Annotated in this window: 16 protein-coding genes and 4 tRNA genes; 10 read left to right on the plus strand and 10 right to left on the minus strand. The window is 48.1% G+C overall.

Translation table 11 applies throughout. From position 1 onward, the window contains the following. The first annotated feature begins 78 nt into the window (after positions 1 to 78). The gene (gene modF / locus XMA152_RS09965; protein WP_173483504.1) at positions 79 to 1,524 is read left to right on the plus strand and encodes a molybdate ABC transporter ATP-binding protein ModF; all 1,446 of its coding nucleotides are present in this window, start codon (positions 79 to 81) and stop codon (positions 1,522 to 1,524) included. Positions 1,525 to 1,622: 98 nt separating this feature from the next. Here the strand turns inward: modF and XMA152_RS09970 are convergent, their stop codons facing one another. Then, the gene (locus XMA152_RS09970) at positions 1,623 to 2,027 is read right to left on the minus strand and encodes a response regulator (RefSeq protein ID WP_173483505.1); all 405 of its coding nucleotides are present in this window, start codon (positions 2,025 to 2,027) and stop codon (positions 1,623 to 1,625) included. Positions 2,028 to 2,142: 115 nt separating this feature from the next. Between XMA152_RS09970 and XMA152_RS09975 the strand changes: the two genes are divergently transcribed. Then, positions 2,143 to 2,709, plus strand: coding sequence for a peroxidase-related enzyme (locus tag XMA152_RS09975; protein WP_173483506.1), 567 nt, complete (start codon positions 2,143 to 2,145; stop codon positions 2,707 to 2,709). Between the two features lie 11 nt (positions 2,710 to 2,720). Next, the gene (locus XMA152_RS09980) at positions 2,721 to 3,140 is read left to right on the plus strand and encodes a DUF4426 domain-containing protein (RefSeq protein ID WP_173481115.1); all 420 of its coding nucleotides are present in this window, start codon (positions 2,721 to 2,723) and stop codon (positions 3,138 to 3,140) included. Positions 3,141 to 3,143: 3 nt separating this feature from the next. Here the strand turns inward: XMA152_RS09980 and XMA152_RS09985 are convergent, their stop codons facing one another. The 6 genes from XMA152_RS09985 to XMA152_RS10010 all read right to left on the minus strand — a co-directional run bounded on the left by XMA152_RS09985 (position 3,144) and on the right by XMA152_RS10010 (position 4,350). After that, a complete protein-coding gene (locus XMA152_RS09985) occupies positions 3,144 to 3,626 on the minus strand; it encodes a universal stress protein (protein ID WP_173481114.1) in 483 nt (160 codons plus the stop codon). A gap of 92 nt (positions 3,627 to 3,718) precedes the next feature. Further along, a complete protein-coding gene (locus XMA152_RS09990) occupies positions 3,719 to 3,904 on the minus strand; it encodes a DUF6726 family protein (RefSeq protein ID WP_173481113.1) in 186 nt (61 codons plus the stop codon). 89 nt (positions 3,905 to 3,993) lie between these two features. Continuing rightward, positions 3,994 to 4,069, minus strand: a tRNA-Thr gene (locus tag XMA152_RS09995). Positions 4,070 to 4,078: 9 nt separating this feature from the next. Further along, positions 4,079 to 4,155 (minus strand) — tRNA-Pro (locus XMA152_RS10000). An 18-nt stretch (positions 4,156 to 4,173) separates the two neighbouring features. Then, positions 4,174 to 4,250, minus strand: a tRNA-Pro gene (locus tag XMA152_RS10005). A gap of 24 nt (positions 4,251 to 4,274) precedes the next feature. Then, a tRNA-Asn gene (locus XMA152_RS10010) sits at positions 4,275 to 4,350 on the minus strand. A gap of 154 nt (positions 4,351 to 4,504) precedes the next feature. On the opposite strand from XMA152_RS10010, the gene ycaO reads away from it, so the two are divergent. From ycaO to XMA152_RS10025, 3 genes are all read left to right on the plus strand, one after another. After that, complete coding sequence (gene ycaO / locus XMA152_RS10015; protein ID WP_173483507.1) at positions 4,505 to 6,250, plus strand: 30S ribosomal protein S12 methylthiotransferase accessory factor YcaO; 1,746 nt, start codon at positions 4,505 to 4,507, stop codon at positions 6,248 to 6,250. A 465-nt stretch (positions 6,251 to 6,715) separates the two neighbouring features. Next, a complete protein-coding gene (locus tag XMA152_RS10020; RefSeq protein ID WP_173483508.1) occupies positions 6,716 to 7,714 on the plus strand; it encodes an ArsJ-associated glyceraldehyde-3-phosphate dehydrogenase in 999 nt (332 codons plus the stop codon). A gap of 196 nt (positions 7,715 to 7,910) precedes the next feature. Next, positions 7,911 to 8,558, plus strand: coding sequence for an LON peptidase substrate-binding domain-containing protein (locus XMA152_RS10025; protein WP_173481110.1), 648 nt, complete (start codon positions 7,911 to 7,913; stop codon positions 8,556 to 8,558). A gap of 58 nt (positions 8,559 to 8,616) precedes the next feature. On the opposite strand, the gene XMA152_RS10030 is transcribed toward XMA152_RS10025, so the two are convergent. The 3 genes from XMA152_RS10030 to XMA152_RS10040 form a co-directional block, all read right to left on the minus strand. Then, on the minus strand, positions 8,617 to 8,931 hold the full coding sequence (locus tag XMA152_RS10030) for a hypothetical protein (RefSeq protein ID WP_173483509.1): 315 nt from the start codon (positions 8,929 to 8,931) through the stop codon (positions 8,617 to 8,619). Positions 8,932 to 9,126: 195 nt separating this feature from the next. Further along, complete coding sequence (locus tag XMA152_RS10035; protein ID WP_173481108.1) at positions 9,127 to 9,990, minus strand: RluA family pseudouridine synthase; 864 nt, start codon at positions 9,988 to 9,990, stop codon at positions 9,127 to 9,129. A gap of 43 nt (positions 9,991 to 10,033) precedes the next feature. After that, on the minus strand, positions 10,034 to 12,298 hold the full coding sequence (locus XMA152_RS10040) for an Orn/Lys/Arg decarboxylase N-terminal domain-containing protein (RefSeq protein WP_173481107.1): 2,265 nt from the start codon (positions 12,296 to 12,298) through the stop codon (positions 10,034 to 10,036). 296 nt (positions 12,299 to 12,594) lie between these two features. Here XMA152_RS10040 and XMA152_RS10045 point away from each other — a divergent pair, with 296 nt between their 5' ends. The 4 genes from XMA152_RS10045 (at position 12,595) to XMA152_RS10060 (ending at position 18,719) form a co-directional block, all read left to right on the plus strand. Then, the gene (locus XMA152_RS10045; RefSeq protein ID WP_173483510.1) at positions 12,595 to 13,995 is read left to right on the plus strand and encodes a Wadjet anti-phage system protein JetA family protein; all 1,401 of its coding nucleotides are present in this window, start codon (positions 12,595 to 12,597) and stop codon (positions 13,993 to 13,995) included. Next, positions 13,995 to 14,714: a DUF4194 domain-containing protein gene (locus tag XMA152_RS10050; RefSeq protein ID WP_173481105.1), complete on the plus strand. Its 720-nt coding sequence runs from the start codon at positions 13,995 to 13,997 to the stop codon at positions 14,712 to 14,714. The genes XMA152_RS10045 and XMA152_RS10050 overlap by 1 nt, the downstream gene beginning before the upstream one ends. Beyond that, on the plus strand, positions 14,701 to 18,114 hold the full coding sequence (locus XMA152_RS10055) for an SbcC/MukB-like Walker B domain-containing protein (RefSeq protein ID WP_173481104.1): 3,414 nt from the start codon (positions 14,701 to 14,703) through the stop codon (positions 18,112 to 18,114). The genes XMA152_RS10050 and XMA152_RS10055 overlap by 14 nt, the downstream gene beginning before the upstream one ends. A gap of 254 nt (positions 18,115 to 18,368) precedes the next feature. After that, positions 18,369 to 18,719, plus strand: coding sequence for a hypothetical protein (locus tag XMA152_RS10060; RefSeq protein ID WP_173481103.1), 351 nt, complete (start codon positions 18,369 to 18,371; stop codon positions 18,717 to 18,719). The last annotated feature ends 3 nt before the right edge of the window (positions 18,720 to 18,722 follow it).

Consider the following 18,722-nt stretch of genomic DNA (forward strand, 5'->3'; position numbering starts at 1 on the left):
GACTCAAAGCCGAGTGCCTCGCAAGGAGTACTCGGCTTTATGCTTTTTATAAACTCTATTTGTTGATTAGGAATCCCCATGTCGACATCCATTCACATTGAAAACCTTGACGTAAACTTTGATGAACGCTTTGACCTTAAAGGGGTCGATTGGACCATTGAGCCCAATCAGCATTGGGTCATCACCGGTACCAATGGTTCTGGTAAGTCGGCGCTTGCAGCGGTGTTAGCAGGGTTTGGTGATGCATTGAATGGATCCATAGAGGGAGTCCCAAACAGAGTTGGACTCGTCTCATTCGAAGCACAGGCTGAATTGATCAAGCAGGAGCTGAAAAAGGACGACGCGGATATTTTAGATGTCATCTCAGAAGGAACACCCGTTCGAGAGATGATCTTTGAACACTGTGAAGATCAACTATTAGCGGCTGAATTAGTCGAGCAGTTCGGTCTGTCACCCCTGTTGGATAGAGCATTCCGCAAGCTCTCGACCGGTGAGAGCCGAAAGATGATGTTGGTGCGTGCGTTGGCCAACAACCCTGAACTGTTGATCTTAGATGAACCCTTTGATGGGTTAGATGCTGATACGCTTGCGATGCTGCAGAAGCATTTAGCAAGCATCATTGATACCACGCCGATGATACTGGTGTTAAACCGCTTCGATGAGATGCCCGATTTTATTACGCATGTCGCTTACATGGAGAAAGTGGGTAATGATGCCGGCCGTCTGGCGTTTCAGGTCGATCGCAGCGATGAATCGGCTTATGCAGAGCTATACCAACTGCTTCACTTGAAAACGACAGATCTAGAGGTTCCACCGGCGGATCCTGATAACCCGCTTCCAGAACTGAATCCGAATGATCCACTGGTCAAACTGACCGATATCTCGATCAAATACAGTGATGCAGTAATTGTTGAGGGCTTCAACTGGACGATAAATCCTGGCCAACATTGGCAACTGAGCGGTCCAAACGGCAGTGGTAAAACAGGTGTGCTCTCATTGATTACTGGCGATCACCCGCAGTGTTACGTCAACGACATCTTTGTGTTCGGTTTTCAGCGCGGTAACGGCGAGAGTATCTGGCAGATTAAGCAGTTTATTGGTTATGTGTCGACCGCACTGCAATGGGAGTATCGTGTCAGCATCAGTTGTAAAAATGTCATTATCTCGGGCTTCTTTGACAGCATTGGTATGTACACCAAATCAACCGATAATCAGAAGATGATTGCCGATCAGTGGCTTGCACTGCTGTGTATGCAGGATCGCGCCGATGTGCCGTTCAACAAGCTCTCTTACGGTGATCAGCGACTCTTGTTGATTGCGCGCGCCATGGTAAAACATCCACCGCTATTAATTCTGGATGAGCCCTGTCTAGGGCTAGATGATATGAACCGACAGTTGGTATTGGCTCTGATTGAGAAGATCTGTGAGGGTAACGAGACGACCGTCTTGTATGTAAACCACCACGCTGAAGATCAAATCAAAGGGATAGAGCACTTTATGGCGATGCAGAAACGCCAATCCTAATCCGTTAACGAACCACCCATAGTGCAATGAGTAGTGCGGTTGGAATAAGATTTTTAGTAGTTATTGACGGTCCAATATACCTGTGTACGCAATGTTTCTTAAGAGTGGGGATTAAATGAAATATCCAGAAGCCCGCGAATGCGCTGTAACAAAGCTTGTGATGATAGTCCTTTCTTACACACCACGGTAGCACCAGCACTGTAGGCAATTCTCTCCATTGCTGCATCAGCGTGTGAAGACAGAACAAAGACAGGTATTTTATATTCACTCAAATCATGGCGAATATAACGGGTAATCTCGATACCGTTCATTGCATACATGACAATGTCGACAACCACTAAATCTGGCAATTGACCGGTGTCACTCAATTTTTGAAGCGCCTGTTCGCCACTGTTTGCGATACTCACTTCAGCCAGTGTATCTAGGGCTCCACTGATGAAATCTTGAGAAAATTCATCGTCTTCAACTATAAGTATTCTTGGCTTTCGGGTGTCATCTGTCATTGTTCTATCTACTTTATCCTATAGATTTATCCTAGCACTGATTGAATCAGTTCAATACAGCACAGATCATGTTTCTGGTATAAATAGTAAAAATTTAGAATATGAGTCTCTTCTAATGAGTAATCAGATTAGTGTTTTTAGTACCCCTGATATAAAGGATCTACCTGAGGATATCCGTGATCTTATTTTAACGGTTCAGGAAAAGTCCGGTTTTGTTCCTAATGTTTTTCTGGCATTGGCTAGGAGGCCAGACGAGTTCCGTGCGTTCATTGCTTATCACGATGCGCTTATGGAGCGGGAATCGGGGCTGACAAAGGCTGAGCGTGAGATGATTGTGGTAGCCACTAGTAGTCTTAATCAGTGCCAATACTGTGTTGTTGCGCACGGCGCAATTTTGAGAATACGTGCGAAAAATCCATTGATTGCCGATCAGATAGTCGCTAATTACCGTAAAGCAGATATTACTGAACGCCAGCGCGCTATGTTGGACTTTGCCATGAAGGTAGCTCAATCAGCTAATGAGGTCGGTGAGGCAGACTTTGATAGGCTGCATGCTCAGGGGTTCAGTGATGATGATATTTGGGATATCACTTCAATCACAGGGTTGTTTGGCTTCTCTAATCGCATGGCCAATGTCATGAGTTTGCGCCCTAATGATGAATTTTACAGTTTAGGTCGCTAGTAAGGATTGTTATGAAAAAACAGGTAATTGCTTCACTATTTGCTGGCTCTTTAGCCTTTGTTTCAACCGGTGTATGGGCAGAAGATTGTAAGGTTAAAACCTATGTTTCTGCGAGTGAAGAGCTTTCCGAACATGTGGCAGATCTATATGGATTCGAACGTAAGCCCTCATTGGGCTACTTGACGATCACTTGCGTTGATCCTGTGACCTTCGGTTCTTATCAATTTGAGGATCCAAAGGTAAGAGTGTCAGGATCAACAGGAGACGTGGTATTGGAGATGCGTGAGTTTTATGAAGGGATGCGCATCATGTACACGGCTAATTTTCCGTTCACGCATGGTGAGGTGACTCGGTTTAGTGTTGTAACTGATCTCAAAGAGACAGACGCTCAACTCAATCATCAGTTTGAGCAGCGTCTGTTTAATCGCTAACTATTAGCTTAAAGGGACGATCAACACAGGTATTACACTGTGGCTCATGACTTTGCGTGACGTTGAGCCCAATAACATGTGCTGAAGGGTCGCATGGGTCCGTACACCCATGACAATCATATCCGCATTGATCTTGTCAGCTGTATCGATGATGACTTGCCAAGGTGTGCCTTGATCGACGCAGGTGGCAATGTCGCTCGGATTAATGGACCCTTCTGGAACCTCGTCCTCGCAAAACGCTTTGATGCGTTGTTCCACTTTTTCCATCAAACGGGCAGAGCCACTTCTCTCTAACTCATTAAGCTCATCACGATCGATGACATTTTGTAGAACAGCAGCTGCGCCGTCACTGATCTTCTCTACGGCGTGCAAGTAGGTGAGTTTGGCATCGTACAGCTCGGCGAGTTTAACAGCGTGTCGAAACGCAGGGCGTGAGCCATCATTAATGTCTGATGCGTAAAGAATATTGTTTACGGCAGGTAGCATAACACTCTCCAGATTGGGTCTAATGCCTGTACTTTAGAGAGTGTTTAGTAGGGTGTCAGAAAAAGAACATCTTTGTCTGATTTAGAGCAATTTTAAATCGGGATTTTGTCAATTCCATCCGCCACGGTGTCGATTGACTCGTCAATTGGGTCACCGACCACGGGTACAACAGAGATGATTGCCCCACCAACGCGCATAGGTACCGTCACGACTTTAGTAAGTACACAGCCTTGAAGAGTCAGGGCTGCAAGGGATAAGGTAATGAGCTTAATATTCATGCGAGCACTATACCTTAAAAATGCCTATAAAAGTGGCTATGTTCGCAGAGTGCTTAAAGAAAAAATGAACGGTGATAAGAGGTAGTAAATGGTGCCGGCACCAAGAGTCGAACTCGGGACCTACTGATTACAAGTCAGTTGCTCTACCAACTGAGCTATACCGGCACAAAGAGATGGTCGGAGTAGTAGGATTCGAACCTACGACCCTCTGCTCCCAAAGCAGATGCGCTACCAGGCTGCGCTATACTCCGACGAGGAGTGAGAAAAAGTGGTCGGAGTAGTAGGATTCGAACCTACGACCCTCTGCTCCCAAAGCAGATGCGCTACCAGGCTGCGCTATACTCCGACTTTTTCTCTTGTTGAGTAAAGTTGGCTCCTCGAGCTGGACTCGAACCAGCGACCAATAGATTAACAGTCTACTGCTCTACCAACTGAGCTATCGAGGAACTGTTTGCTCAACTGAGGGCGCATATACTAATTACGGGGCGGACCTTCGTCAAGCGCTCATTTGAACTTTTTCCTACTATTTCTTCAGGTATAATCTTTCGAATAAATAATAAGTTAGCTGACACCTCTGTTAGTCCACAAAGAGTACAAAAAATGACCAGAATTCCAGGAAAAGATGCCCCGCTTGAAGAGTCGATCGAGCGCATGAGTCAGGGGCTGAAGGATCTTGGTTTTGACATAGAGGAGGTGAGTTGGCTCAATCCTGTGCCTCACGTCTGGTCACTGCATATTCGTGATCGTCACTGCCCACTATTATTTACTAACGGTAAAGGGTCTACTCCTGAAGCTTGTCTTGCCAGTGCGCTGGGCGAGTTCTATGAACGATTGAGTACTAATTACTTTTTTGCCGATTACTTTTTCGGTCAAGACATTTCCGATCGTGAGTTTGTTCACTATCCCAATGAGCGCTGGTTCCCAGCCTCTGCCGGTCAGTGGCCAGAAGGCCTGCTGGATCAAAACAGCCGAAATCACTACGACCCTGATGAGGAGCTCAGTGCCGATATGTTGGTAGACCTAAACTCGGGTCGAGCTGATAGGGGTGTGTGCGCTTTACCCTTTGTTCGTCAGTCGGATAAACAGACAGTCTGGTTTCCAGTCAATGTGTTGGAGAATCTCTATGTCTCCAATGGTATGGCTGCCGGCAATAATCTCTTTGAAGCGCGCGTTCAAGCGCTGTCTGAGATTTTTGAGCGTCATATAAAGAACACCATTATCTCCAGCGGTATTACACTGCCGCGCATTCCGGCTAAGGTGATTGCACAATATCCTCGCATCGAAGCATCCATCAAAGCACTGCGTGTTCAAGGATTTTTGGTTGATGTGCGTGACGCCTCTCTTGGGGGAAAATACCCTCTGGTAAATGTCACGCTCTTTAATCGCAATGATGGTGGCTGTTTCGCTTCATTTGGTGCTCACCCTAAGTTTGAAATTGCACTGGAGCGAACCGTCACTGAGTTGTTGCAGGGTAGGGCTTTGGACTCTCTGAACGATTTCCCGCACCCAACCTTTGATATTGATGAGGCGGCAGAGCCTCAAAACTTGGAGACGCACTTTATCGACTCCAGTGGGGTTGTCGCATGGGATATGTTCGCCGATGAGCCTGATTACCCCTTTACCGAGTGGAATATAGAGGGAAGTTCTGAGGATGAGTTTGACGAGCTCTGTCGAATCATTCATGGCGTAGATTTACAGATCTATATTGCTGACTATCAACACCTTGGGCTCGATTGTTGCAGGATTTTGGTCCCAGGGATGTCAGAGATCTATCCTGTTGATGAGTTAATTTGGCGAAACAACAATCTAGCTGCGCCTCTGCGATCACGACTGTTATCGCCCGCTCAACTTGATCAGGAGATGGCGTTGGATCTGTTGGAAGAGTTAGAGCAGGGTGGATTTGATGATCAACAGCGTCTTGCTAAGCTGTTAGGGGTCGCAACGGACTCTGATTCGCCCTGGGATCGTGTTCGCATTGGGGATATTAAGTTCAAGCTCGCGCTTAAGTCTGGCGAGTTAGAGTTAGCCCTAGAGCAAGTTGACTGGATGTTAAACTTTGGTCACCTAACAGACGATGAGATTAAATTGCACCGCTGTCTTTCTGAATTGATACGATTAGAGATAGATTCCAATCGTGAACGAGAACAGTATGAACGCCCATTGGTTGCGCTCTATGGTGAAGCGCTATACCAAGAAGCTCTGGCTAATATTGCTGGAGAGAAGCTGTTCGATGCTCTGTCCGGGCTTGATGAGACACTCTCTAACCTAAACACTCATCACTCTCTGCTAACAGTCTATAAGCGTTTGCATGATGTGAAGTCAGGTTCTTATGAAAAACGGTATTAAGACAATAGGGACAGTCAGCACAGTTGCGGTCGCAGAGGCTCTATTTAGATGCTAGTTTTAATTTGTGATTGTCCCTTGGCTGTCTAGTTCGATTCCTATTATTAGCAGCACAATTCAGCACCCGCAGTGGGTGCTTTTTTTTTCCACAAAAAAGGCCAGCATCCGCTGACCTTTTATCCTATGGGCAGTTAACCCTTATCGACCATTAACCTGCGATCAGTGAGCCTACAAAAATTAGGGCGGGTGAAATCGCGATCAGTAGAAAGACTAGATCCAGTGCCCATACAGTTGCCGGTGTGTGATCTTTTGAAATAGCAGCCATTTGCTTGCTCCTTCTGTTTGTTTGGTTAACTGTAGATTACGCCTTTCTAATATAGCCGCATTGATATGTGTCAAAAGATTCATTTGTCTTCAATTTGTAACAAAACGCTGAAATAATTCTGTCATCTTATGAAGGAGTATTTTATGCGCGTTGGTATCAATGGGTTTGGTCGAATGGGCCGTCTGACAGCTCGTGTACTGTTTGATAGTGCGGATGTGGAGATTGTTCAGATCAATGATCCCGCTGGGGATGCGGCAACCTTGGCTCACCTTATGAATTTCGATTCCGTTCATGGACGTTGGAGCAGAGAGGCACTTCCCGTTGATGGTGGCATGCAGGTGGCAGATCAGTTCATTGCCGTTAGCTCGCACAAGACCATTGATGAGACCAACTGGAGTGGCTGTGACCTGGTCATAGAGGCGTCAGGGAAGTTCAAATCAAAAGAGGCACTCCAGCCCTACCTTGATCAAGGGGTTAAGCGTGTCGTCGTCACTGCGCCGGTCAAGCAAGAGGGTGTGCTGGACTGTGTCATGGGGGTGAATGATGACCTATTTGACCCTGAGCAGCATCGAATTGTGACAGCCGCCTCTTGTACTACCAACTGTCTAGCACCTGCGGTGAAGGTAATTCATGAGAATTTAGGTATTAAACACGGTTCTATGACGACCATTCATGATATTACCAATACCCAGACTATTATTGATGCTCCGCACAAAGATCTGCGTCGTGCTCGCTCTTGTGGTACCAGTTTGATTCCCACCACAACCGGTTCGGCGACGGCAATTACGCATATATTCCCAGACCTAAAAGGTAAGTTGAACGGCCACGCGATACGTGTACCTCTAACCAATGCATCGATTACAGACTGTGTCTTTGAGGTCAACAGAGCGACCAGTGTTGAAGAGGTTAATCATTTGCTTAAATCCGCATCAGAGAGCTATTTAGCAGGCATTTTGGGCTATGAAGAGCGTCCACTGGTTTCGATCGATTACAAGACGGATCCTCGTTCAAGTGTCGTCGATGCGCTCTCGACCATGGTGGTTAACGACACTCATGTGAAACTCTACCTCTGGTATGACAATGAGTGGGGCTACGCGAACCGTACGGCCGAACTGGCCCTTAAAGTCGGTCTGGCGAAGTAAGTAGGGGATAGTTGGAGCGGTCTTAAAAAGGCCGCGACGCCAATCCAGGTCCAGTGACTGACTTTAGTCTGTCATCTGCACTATCATTTGGCACTATTTTGTAGAGCGGAAGACAGGCTGAAAGCCAGTCACCGAGTTTAAGTAGTCCGACCCTAATTGAGTTGCGTAATCTCTTTAACTACTTTAAGGAGGCTGCGTGACTCAAATCGCCATTTTTCCCATTCCCGACTGTGTCACCTTTCCTGGCACAGTGTTTCCGTTGCATGTATTTGAACCTCGTTACCGACAGATGATCAATCACTGTTTGGAGACAGGTATGCCGGTAGCGATTTGTCACACACAAAAAGAGATCAGTCCTGCCAAATCGGGATTGCCTCTGAAAGAGGCGTTGCAGACAAACCAAGCAACCTATCGACCCTACACAGTGTTTAGTGCTGGTCAGTGCGAGCTGATTAAGCAGTTAGATGATGGGCGTCTAGTGGTGGATGTCCATATCGATCAGCGATACCGTTTGGGTCAATCACTGCAGCAGATTCCCTACTCGGTGTATGAGTGTCAACCAATGGCTGATCGTGAGATGACTGAAGATGAGTTATCAGAAGCGATTGAGCTGGTTGATAAGGTGCGCCATCGTGTACTGGCAATGGTGCAAGGTGATAGCCGAGCGGCCAATAAATTGAGAGACATTCTCAATCAAGAGGAGTGGTTAACAAAATCGCCACAAGCGTTCAGTTTTGAGCTGTTTGGATTAATTCGATTTGATGCTCACTATTTGCAGCAAGCACTGGAGATGGAGAGTGCGGTGGAGCGACTCAGATTCACACTGGATTTAATGAATCGCTGACCTAGGGAATCTGCGAATAAGTTTCGCATCTTCTCTGCGGGACTTGTTCGCAGGTTTCTTACTCCCAAACTTCTCGGATAGGCTCTCCGAAATCGTCGTAAATGACTTTGCGTTTAGGTTTACTCAGTTTTCTAGCTAATTTAGGGCGCTCTTTGATTAGGCGTCTTGCATCGATGGTCTGCAACACACCCTCGCAGGGGGTTCTCGACTCGCGCGGTTTGCCGTCATTAAAGACGGGGCGTATCAGTCCTCCGTGCGGAACTCCACTCTGACCCTGAGGAATCTCTTTAACCTCGCCACCAGAGCGCAGAAAATCCTGAACTTGCTGTTCAAGCTCGGCGCGGATCTGGGCTTTGGTCTTTTTGTCGAACATGATTCCATCCAAATAGGTCAGCCGAGTATTGTAAGGCTTTGCGCAGTGGTTGGCGATATCTATTGAGTGGCTGGTCTGGCGGATGACAGGCTGAAAGCCAGTCACCGCAGCTCCGAAGCCAAGTCGCTAAACCAGTGACTGGCTTTAGCCTGTCATCTGCCCTTGATGCTACACCCAACTGTCTTGGCAATTTTGTTAAGGCGTTGCGTCAGACAACTCCGAGTTGCTGTGCTGTTTCAAAAACTCGTTGGAGAGTTCAAACGTGACTTTGCGGCGTTGAATAGGGCAGTTGAATGCCAATTTGACAGCAAATAACTGCATGCCTGCTAGGTTTTTGTTGTCACTTCCGTAGCGTGGATCACCCATAACAGGGTGGTCGATCTGATTGAGATGACGTCGGATCTGGTGTGTTCGCCCGGTCAGTATCTCTACATAGAGATCCGAATAGTCACGATCGGAGTTGTAGTGCAGTCGGGTGAATTTGGTATGGGCCGGTTTGCCATCCAGTTTATTGATGATTTCACCGGACTCGGGTGCCTGCCCTGAGACAAGACAGCGGTAAAATTTTTCAACCTTACGGTTTTGGAATTCGCGCGAGATGGCGCCTGCAACACCCTGTTTATGAGCGATCACGATCAGACCTGCCGTTTCACGATCCAAACGGTGTATTAAAAACGAAGCGCGTTTCGGTTCAAGTGTTTGCTCGGCTAAACGAGTAATGGCAAGGTGATCACACCAGTCATTTCCCTGTGCAACCATACCGGCTGGTTTGAACCAGACAGAGTAACCTTGAGCATCCACCAAACATTGCGCGCCTTCTGGTTTACGGCCTAAGAGTTCAGAATCGTAAAAGAGAGAGATCCGATCGTTTTTTTGCAGAATCTCCTTGGCCTTACGCAGGCGCTTACGACCTTTTTGGCCACGCTTCAGCCAGCAGGCACCTTTACTCAGTGCGTCCTTAATTTTCTGTTTGGAGATTGCGGTCTCTTGCGCCAGAAAGTCGGTGACATTGCTGCCGGCTTGTTCAGTGGTGATGGATTTTTCGAACTCTATTTTCATAAAAATTCGGCACCCGAAGGTGCCGTTATCTCGTCTTGTTGAATCAGTCTTTTACGACATCGATGTAGTAGTGGTCGACGCCGTTTATGTTCTCTCGCACTAGTCCGTGACAGTCTGTTTCGAAGCCAGGGAACTGGGCGTTAAATTCGCGAACAAACTTCAAGTAGTCAACGATGGTTGAGTTAAAGCGCTCACCCGGTATAAGCAGTGGTATGCCCGGTGGGTAAGGTGTCACGAGCATGGCGGTGGTTCGACCCTCTAGTTCATCGATTGAGACACGTTCAACTTCACGGTGCGCCATCTTCGACCAGGCATCTGCCGGTGTCATAGCAGGCTCAATCTTAGAGAGGTACATCTCTGTCGTGATTTTTGCGACATTGTACTTGCGGTAGATGTCGTGCAGTGAGTGACAAAGATCACGCAGACCAATGCGCTGATATTCAGGGTGCTGTGCGACAAATTCAGGCATAACCCGCCACATGGGTAGGTTGTTATCAAAGTCATCTTTGAACTGCTGAAGTTCAGTCACCATGGAGTTCCAGCGGCCCTTAGTGATGCCGATGGTGAACATGATGAAGAATGAGTAGAGTCCCGTTTTTTCAATGATAATGCCGTGCTCTGCAAGGTATTTGCTCACAATCGCCGCGGGAATGCCGTGCTCATCAAACTCACCATGGATGTTCAATCCCGGTGTGATAATGGTCGCCTTAATTGGGTCGAGCATGTTAAAGCCAGACTCAATCTTGCCAAAGCCGTGCCAAGTGTCTTCTTCATGGATGACCCAAGCATCACGATCGCCAAGACCTTCATCATCCCACTTCTGAGGCCCCCAAACCTTGAACCACCAGTCGTTCTCACCAAACTCTTTTTCAACCTTAACCATGGCGCGACGGAAGTCGATCGCTTCATACAAGGACTCCTCGACCAGTGCTGTACCACCGGGAGGCTCCATCATCGCAGCGGCAACATCACAAGAGGCGATGATCGCATACTGAGGGCTGGTCGATGAGTGCATCAGGTAGGACTCGTTGAATCGGAAGGTATCCAGCTTACGGTTCTTAGCGTCCTGTACTAGGATCTGAGAGGCCTGTGACAAACCTGCCAACAGTTTGTGCGTTGACTGTGTTGCAAACACCAGGGTGTCGTCAGAGCGTTCACGGCTCTCTGTGCCGCCAATCGCGTGCATGTGGTTGTAAAACTTGTGGAATGCTGCGTGAGGCAGCCAAGCTTCGTCAAAGTGCAGCGTATCAATGGTGTCGCCCAGCATCGCTTTGATCGTCTCTACGTTGTAGAGAATGCCATCATAGGTCGATTGCGTCAGTGTCAGTACGCGAGGTTTTTTGTTCAGTGCTTCACGAGCAAAGGGGTTCTCTTCGATCTTGCGACGAATCGTCTCGGGATCAAACTCACTCTTTGGAATCGGTCCGATAATGCCGTAGTGGTTACGAGTTGGCATTAGGAAGACCGGTATCGCACCACACATGATGATCGAATGCAGAATCGATTTATGACAGTTACGATCCACTACCACAATATCGCCAGGGGCAACGGTTGAATGCCAGACTACTTTGTTCGACGTCGAGGTACCGTTAGTGACAAAGAAGAGATGATCAGCGCCAAATATGCGCGCAGCACTCTGCTCTGAATCTGAAACAGGGCCTGTGTGGTCCAGAAGCTGTCCAAGCTCTTCAACCGCATTACAGACATCGGCACGCAGCATGTTCTCCCCGAAGAATTGGTGGAACATCTGCCCAACCGGACTTTTCAAAAAGGCAACACCGCCCGAGTGTCCTGGGCAGTGCCAAGAGTATGAAGAGTCGCTTGCGTAGTTCATCAACGCATTGAAGAAGGGCGGTGCTAGTGATTCGAGGTACTTTTTCGCTTCACGAATAATGTGGCGTGCAACGAACTCGGCAGTGTCTTCGAACATATGGATGAAGCCGTGAAGCTCACGCAAAATATCATTCGTCACATGACGAGAGGTACGAGTTTCACCGTACAAGAAGATTGGGATCTCGTTATTACGCTTGCGAACTTCGCTAATAAAGTCGCGGATGTTATTCAGTACTTCGTCGGACAGATCATCCGTTTCACCCGAATCAAACTCCTCATCATCGACAGAGATGATGAAGCAGCTGGCGCGGCTCGCCTGTTGAGCAAATGCTGTAAGATCGCCGTAGCTGGTTAAGCCGACAACCTCCATACCCTCTTTTTCAATAGCGGCTGCAAGGTCACGAATGCCTGAGCCAGAGATGTTTTCAGAACGGAAATCTTCGTCAATGATGACGACAGGGAAACGAAATTTCATCCACAACGCCTTTAAGGTGGTGAAACGAATCCGCTTCGGTGAGATAGGTCACTCTGCGGTACTGATGGGCCATGTTGGCCCGCTTTAAAGCAGATAATAACAAGCTTTCATGTTAGGTAAAACAGTTCTTGTGGCAGGGTGGTTGAGGGCTGTTTTTTGACTCAAGGGTTAAAGATTTTTCTTTTACGCCAAAGTCTCATCTAAGAGGCCTATACAGCACTCCTTTTTTTGTTAGAATCGATGGTTATTCGATTTGCTGCCTATTGAATGGGCAGCCCTCAAATGGTGGATTTTTAGTGCTTTTCAATAAGCTACCAGACGATATATTTGCGCCGCTCTCTGGGCAGAATAGACAGGTTTACCAGTCTGTTCTTCTTGAATTGGCCGATCTCTTCTTTGATGAAGATCTTATAGACCCCTTTATTGCCAAAGATTTAGTCCGTTCAACCATCGAAAATGCCGTTGTTAAGCTTGGTGTTCGTCGCTGGGTGGCTGAGTCTGAAGAGGAGGCGGAGCTGCCTACCTCTAGCGCAGATTACACAAACCGTATCTACCGACGCCTAGTGCAAACGGGCTGGTTAGAGGAAGAGCAGAAGATCTATCGCACCTATGTGTTGCTCTCTCCTTCGGTCAGTTACCTGTTGCGTAACCTGGTTTCGATCGCGCGTTTGGAAAAACGCAGTTACGGTGGCACCGTTCTTAACGTGCTGTCGTCTCTGGAATCGGCCATCAATGATCCGGTGGGTCGTGGTATTACCCTATCGGAAGCGGCAGACACAGCAGCCGAGTTCAGTGCACACCTGACCGATATGATGTTGGGTCTGCGCGAACTTAAAATATCATTGGCTGAGTCGCATAACCCGCAAGAGATTGTCCGTGGCTTCTTTGATCGTTTCGTTGAGCACATTCTTGTTTCTGACTATAAGACGTTGAAAACAAAGAACAACCCCTTCCGTTTTAGACGTCAAATTCTCTCTTTATTGCGTGATCTTCAGTTCGATACGCTGAAGGTAGAGATGCTGACTGAGCACTATCAGATGCAGTATGAAATCGAATCTGAAACTGCGGAAGCGATGGTGCACCAGCACATCAATCGCATCATCCGGATCTTCGAGTCGGTCGACCAGCGTCTGGCGATCATTGATGATTTCCGTTACCAGCTAGAGAAACGGGTAGCCGACACAGTTCGTTACATGGACAAGACAACGCCGGGTATGGCGGCTCGACTGTCGCGTGTCATTGCCAAATTGGCGGAGAAAGATGGTCGGGAGATACCACCGGTTCAGTCGCTTGATCAGTATGGCTTTATCTCGCCTTCGTCCATTCGCTCGCCAGTGCGTCGACGTGTTGAGACAGCGCCTAGAGTCATTACCCAACAGCAGATCGATCCTAAGGTTCTTTACATGCGTCAGCTCTTCAAAGAGTGGAAGGCACGCCGTGAGGTGAAAGTGGATCGAATTGAGGCCTACCTAGATCGTCACTTTTTAAATGGTGAAACCCTGGTCTCGGCGTCTGAATTTACCATTGATTCAATCGAAGATTACATCTGCTTCAGCTATGTGCGACACCTAAATTCGTTAGGTAAGAAAGCGCGTAAGACAGCTGAACGCTACCAAATAGAATTTGATGAAGAGTACGTGCGCGTTGCCGATATGGTGGAGTGCCGTGGTTTCAAAATACACAGGAACAACGCCTGATGCTTGGTGATTTACAAAAAGCGCTGACGCGCAATGAAAAGAGTACAGAAGCCGATTTCGTTCGCGCTGCAAACTCACTACTGACAAACCAGTTCCTCTATGCGGATCGCCCTGCACAGCGTGATACTTATTTCCTTATTTCGCAGAATATGGAGTACTTCCGTAACCTGTTCGCGGCACTGGGTTGGTCTCTGGTCTATCAACCTGATGAAGCCTATTTGGGTGTGCTACCCCAGGGTGAAGAGCGAGTCATGCGATTGAAGCTCGATGAGTCTCTGTTGATGCTCTGTATGCGTCAAATGTATGAACAGAAACTGGAAAATTTCGAAGTAGAGAGCGGTAAGGCGTACACCACGTCTGATGATCTGTTGAGCACTTACGAGAGTTTAACCGGTAAAGAGATCCCTAATGAGACGCGTCTAAAAGAGATCCTGTCGCTCTTCTCACGTCACGGTTTGATTGAACGCGGCAAGGCGAATGAGACCGACCCTAAAAACATTCCAATCGGCATCTACCCCACCATTCGTCAAGTGGTGGTCGAAGATTACATCCGACAGCTTGAGGCGCTCTGTGACATCGAAAGCGCTGATGCGGCCTTGATGGATGATATTGCTGACACTCCAGAGGAGTCGATCGAAGAGGTGAGTGAGCCAGCTGATGAGTCAGTGGAGTCAGAAGAGAAGGGTGCAGTAGAGGAGTCTGACGATGAAACAGCTTAATCGCATCGTTCTAGTTAACTGGTATGTATTGGGTGCTCAAGAGATCCCGATCAAAGGTAATGTCGCGATTGTAGGTCCTAACGGCTCAGGTAAATCGTCACTACTGGACGCCATGCAGACCATTTTGATGGGTGGCCATAAGCGCCACTTAAGTTTTAACGCCTCGGCGGGTGAAAAGTCTGAGCGTTCACTGCGCACCTACTGTCTCGGTTTTATGGATGATGGTGGTAAAAGCAACAGTGCCCGTGAAGATTCTATCAGCTATCTGGCGATGAGCTTCTTTGATACTGAGACGGCACAAGAGAGCTGTATTGGTGTTGCGATCAGTGCATCAACCGCCAGCCCAGATGAAGAGGTTTTGGGTCGCTTTATTCTGCCTAACTTCTCTGTTTCGCTGGATGACTTTAGTCGAAAAGAGGGCGGTGGTCGTATGCCGCGTCCTTGGAATGAAGTTCGTGAAAGCCTGCTTAAACAGTGTCCGGATATGACGCTAGAGAAGCGTGCAAGCCGCTACATTCGTGAGGTTGTGACCCACTTGAGTCACGATCCAGCGATGCCGAATGACGATGACAAATTCATCAAGAACTTCAAAAACGCTCTTAAATTTGTACCCATTGATAGTCCGACTCGATTCGTTCGCGAGTTTGTCTTGGATGAGAACGTAGTGCATGTCGGAGCCTTCCGTAAATCGCTGGATGAGTATCGAGCGATGGAGGAGAAGACGCGTGATGTGGCTAACCGTATTGATGAACTGGTTAAAGTACAAGAGCTCTGCCAGGGTATCAGTCGTAACATCAAAAACGCCGTCGAGTACGAGTGGGTTGTTCACGAGTCACGTTTTGAAAGCGCCGACCTTCGTAAAGAGGAGGCTGAAGAGCGTCTAGAGAAGTGGCAAGAGCAAGAGGCGGAAGTTGAGCGAGAGCTAACCAATATTGGTGCTGATCTCAATCAGGTTATGCAGGATCTTGCCAACGCACGTGCAGCGCTAAACAACACCGATGCTGCGCATCAGATTAACGCGATGGAATCTTCTATACGCGTTGGTCAACACGAACTCAATGTCATCGAAGAGCGCATTCAGAAGGCCTACTCGCTGATGCGCACAGCGGTGAGCTTTAATCAGAATCGTGAGTTCTTGCCTGAAGAGTTTGCAGCACTGGTGGATCAAGCATCAGAGATCTGGCGCTCGGGTGAAAACCTAATGGCAGACGCTTGGCCTTCAGATCCTGTCAGCGTCGATAACACGCTAAACGCAATGCGTAAGTCGATTGAGAACGTTCGTCGTAAAGTGTCGCGTCGTTATGAAGAGTCAGTTATCCGTATTTCTGAACTGCGCGCTCAGATACAGAACCAGAAGAGTGCCGTAGAACAGCTTCAGCAGGGGCGCGCCCCCGTTCGTCGTAACACGGCTGAATTGATGGAGCTGTTGAGTGAGTACGGTATCGACTCAACACCCATTTGTGAGTTGGTTGATATTACCGATGACAAGTGGCGCATTGCAATTGAGTCCTTCTTAGGTGCTCGCCGCGAAGCATTGGTCGTCGATCCTGATCGTGTCAAAGAGGCGATTACACTCTACCGCCGTAAAGGGCGTCACCTGAAAGGCTGTCGTATCATCAACACCACTAAATCGGGTGACTGGTTACACCGCACTAAGCCAGGTTCTCTGGCTCAGTTTATCGAGTCTGACTCTGACGATGCCCGCGCATTTATGAATCGCGCACTGGGCGGTGTCATGGCGGTTGAGACGGAAGCGGAGCTTTTGAAACAGGAGCGTGCGTTGACCTATGACTGCATGTTGCAGACTGAGGGTTCAACCACATCGATTAATGAACTGACACCGATTATGGGTATTCGTCGTCGTGGTGATCAACTTGAACTGCAGGGTAAGCAGGTCGATCAGCTGGTCAACGAGTTCACGTTGCTGGGTCGTCAGCACGAATCGCTAGAGAAACTGCGCGACGCGTTAATAAGCCTTGATGGCGGTCTGTCTCAAGTGAACGAGCCTCTGTTTGATTTGACAGAACAGCGTAAGAAACTGACGCATCAGATTGAAGGGTACCAGCAGACTATTGTCGATCTCCGTAACCATGACGATACCGGTATTCAGCAGCGCATTGCCGATCTGGCGGCTAAGCAGAAAGAGACCGAGTCCACTCAAGCTGCGTTGATGGATAAACTGCAAAAAGCCCGTACAGGCCTGATCCGTGATACTGCTCAGCTAGAGGTGCTAGAGACCGATCTAACAGAGCATGCTGAAGCGCGTGCAGCCTGTGAAGCGAAGAATGAGTTCGACGCTCAGTCTGCGCAGGAGAAACGCGACTACCTCGATGAGAGCTGTGATGGTGAGTTGGAACGCATCATCTTCGAAGCGGCCAAGAAAGCTCAGTCTGAACTGGCTCTGCATGAGAAGAAAAAGAACGGTGTCCGTGATGCCGTTGCACAGTATAAAGCGCGTCACCACGGTGGCGGTTTGACTCACCATGAGTTGGATAAGGTTGGACCAGACTCCAGTCATGAAGATCTCGAGGGTTACGTTAACGAGACCGTTGAGGCACTCCGTGAATCTGAATTGGCAGAGTACACAGAGAAGGCCGAGCGAGCTCGTCTAGAGGCTGAGTCTGCTTTCCGTTCTGACTTCGTGGCCCATCTGAATGACCAGATCAATAAGATTCGTGATCTGATCCGTGAGCTAAACTCGCACTTGAAGAACCGTCCTTTCCATAAAGAGATGTACAGCTTTGAGATGTCACCTAACCCTGAGTTGAAAGACATTCTTGAGTTGGTTGAGGCCTATACACAGCTCGATTCTGCCAATGTGGGCTCGTTGTTTGATATGAAGTTTGATGACAATGCGCAGCACAAGGATGCTCTAGAACGAATTCACGAAGTACTTAAAGATGAAGGCGAGAGCAGTCTGCTTCAGGACTACCGTAACTTCTACAACTTCGAGTTGGTGGTTAAAGATCTTGACGGCAATCGTAAGACAACCCTGTCGCAGCGTATCAAGACCGGTTCCGGTGGTGAGCACCAGGTACCGTTCTACGTCGCGATGGCGGCCGCCTTGGGTGCGACCTACCGCCTAAAAGAGGGTAGTGATGGTAAGCCTGTTGGTGGCTTCAGCCTGTCGGTATTCGATGAGGCGTTCAACAAGCTGGATTCAGAGAACACCGTTACCTCGCTTGGCTTCATGAGTGATTTGGGTCTCCAAACCATTATTGCTGCGCCGGATGAGAAGTACTCTCTGCTCAGTACTTGCATGGATACCATCATTAACGTCTGTCGTGACGGTCGTGTGGTCGACATTGATGTCGAGTTCCCAACGGATCTTGGTAAAGCGCTATTGGCGTCTGATCACCCTTACAAGGTAATGGCAGAAGAGGAAGCGGCGGAGCTTTAACAAATAGCGTCGCGGCCTCAATGAGACCGCTCCAACAGGTATTAATCGAGGCCTCTTAAGATCGCTCCAACAACTTAAGTGTCGGAACCTTATCGAAGATGAGGCGATCGATTGCCCGAAAAGGGGACTGGCCCAGGTCAGACCCCTTTTTTTTGTTCCTTTTCCACTCAGCGAAATCTACTAGTGCTCCCTTTGTGCAACTGCGGTATAGTCAGGTTATATGGTTATAAGTAAATCTATGTATTGGAGAGTCTATGCGTTTGATCAACCGCTCGGGTATTAGCATTAAACCCAAGGCTCCTTTTCATGAGTGGCTTTTGGCGGGCTCAGAAGAGCCGGTTCCTTCACTAGAGGAGCTGCGCAGTGAAGCCAACCTCTACCTCTTTGATGAGGTCGATTCTGATGAGGATTTCACCTCAGAGATTGAACAGCACTGGTTGACGATCTTTGAGAACGAACTCTCTGCCTGGGATGAGTTTCAGGATTTTTGGCCCAAACCGCTCTCGCTTGATCTCTTTAAGAGTTGGTTTGACATCGATTTACAACTGATGAGTTTTGATTTGAGCGATCAGCCCCTGATGCGGGCTAATCTGGATATAGAGTAAGGA

The organism is Marinobacterium sp. xm-a-152 (genome assembly GCF_013282965.1).
Lineage (GTDB): Bacteria > Pseudomonadota > Gammaproteobacteria > Pseudomonadales > Balneatricaceae > Marinobacterium_E.

Coding starts and splice junctions, on each gene's coding strand:
- XMA152_RS09970 (WP_173483505.1), bottom strand. CDS start 2,027: ATGACAGATGACACCCGAAAGCCAAGAATACTTATAGTTGAAGACGAT.
- XMA152_RS09990 (WP_173481113.1), bottom strand. CDS start 3,904: ATGAATATTAAGCTCATTACCTTATCCCTTGCAGCCCTGACTCTTCAA.
- XMA152_RS10020 (WP_173483508.1), top strand. CDS start 6,716: ATGCGCGTTGGTATCAATGGGTTTGGTCGAATGGGCCGTCTGACAGCT.
- XMA152_RS09980 (WP_173481115.1), top strand. CDS start 2,721: ATGAAAAAACAGGTAATTGCTTCACTATTTGCTGGCTCTTTAGCCTTT.
- XMA152_RS10060 (WP_173481103.1), top strand. CDS start 18,369: ATGCGTTTGATCAACCGCTCGGGTATTAGCATTAAACCCAAGGCTCCT.
- ycaO (WP_173483507.1), top strand. CDS start 4,505: ATGACCAGAATTCCAGGAAAAGATGCCCCGCTTGAAGAGTCGATCGAG.
- modF (WP_173483504.1), top strand. CDS start 79: ATGTCGACATCCATTCACATTGAAAACCTTGACGTAAACTTTGATGAA.
- XMA152_RS10050 (WP_173481105.1), top strand. CDS start 13,995: ATGCTTGGTGATTTACAAAAAGCGCTGACGCGCAATGAAAAGAGTACA.
- XMA152_RS10040 (WP_173481107.1), bottom strand. CDS start 12,298: ATGAAATTTCGTTTCCCTGTCGTCATCATTGACGAAGATTTCCGTTCT.
- XMA152_RS09975 (WP_173483506.1), top strand. CDS start 2,143: ATGAGTAATCAGATTAGTGTTTTTAGTACCCCTGATATAAAGGATCTA.
- XMA152_RS09985 (WP_173481114.1), bottom strand. CDS start 3,626: ATGCTACCTGCCGTAAACAATATTCTTTACGCATCAGACATTAATGAT.
- XMA152_RS10055 (WP_173481104.1), top strand. CDS start 14,701: ATGAAACAGCTTAATCGCATCGTTCTAGTTAACTGGTATGTATTGGGT.
- XMA152_RS10030 (WP_173483509.1), bottom strand. CDS start 8,931: ATGTTCGACAAAAAGACCAAAGCCCAGATCCGCGCCGAGCTTGAACAG.
- XMA152_RS10035 (WP_173481108.1), bottom strand. CDS start 9,990: ATGAAAATAGAGTTCGAAAAATCCATCACCACTGAACAAGCCGGCAGC.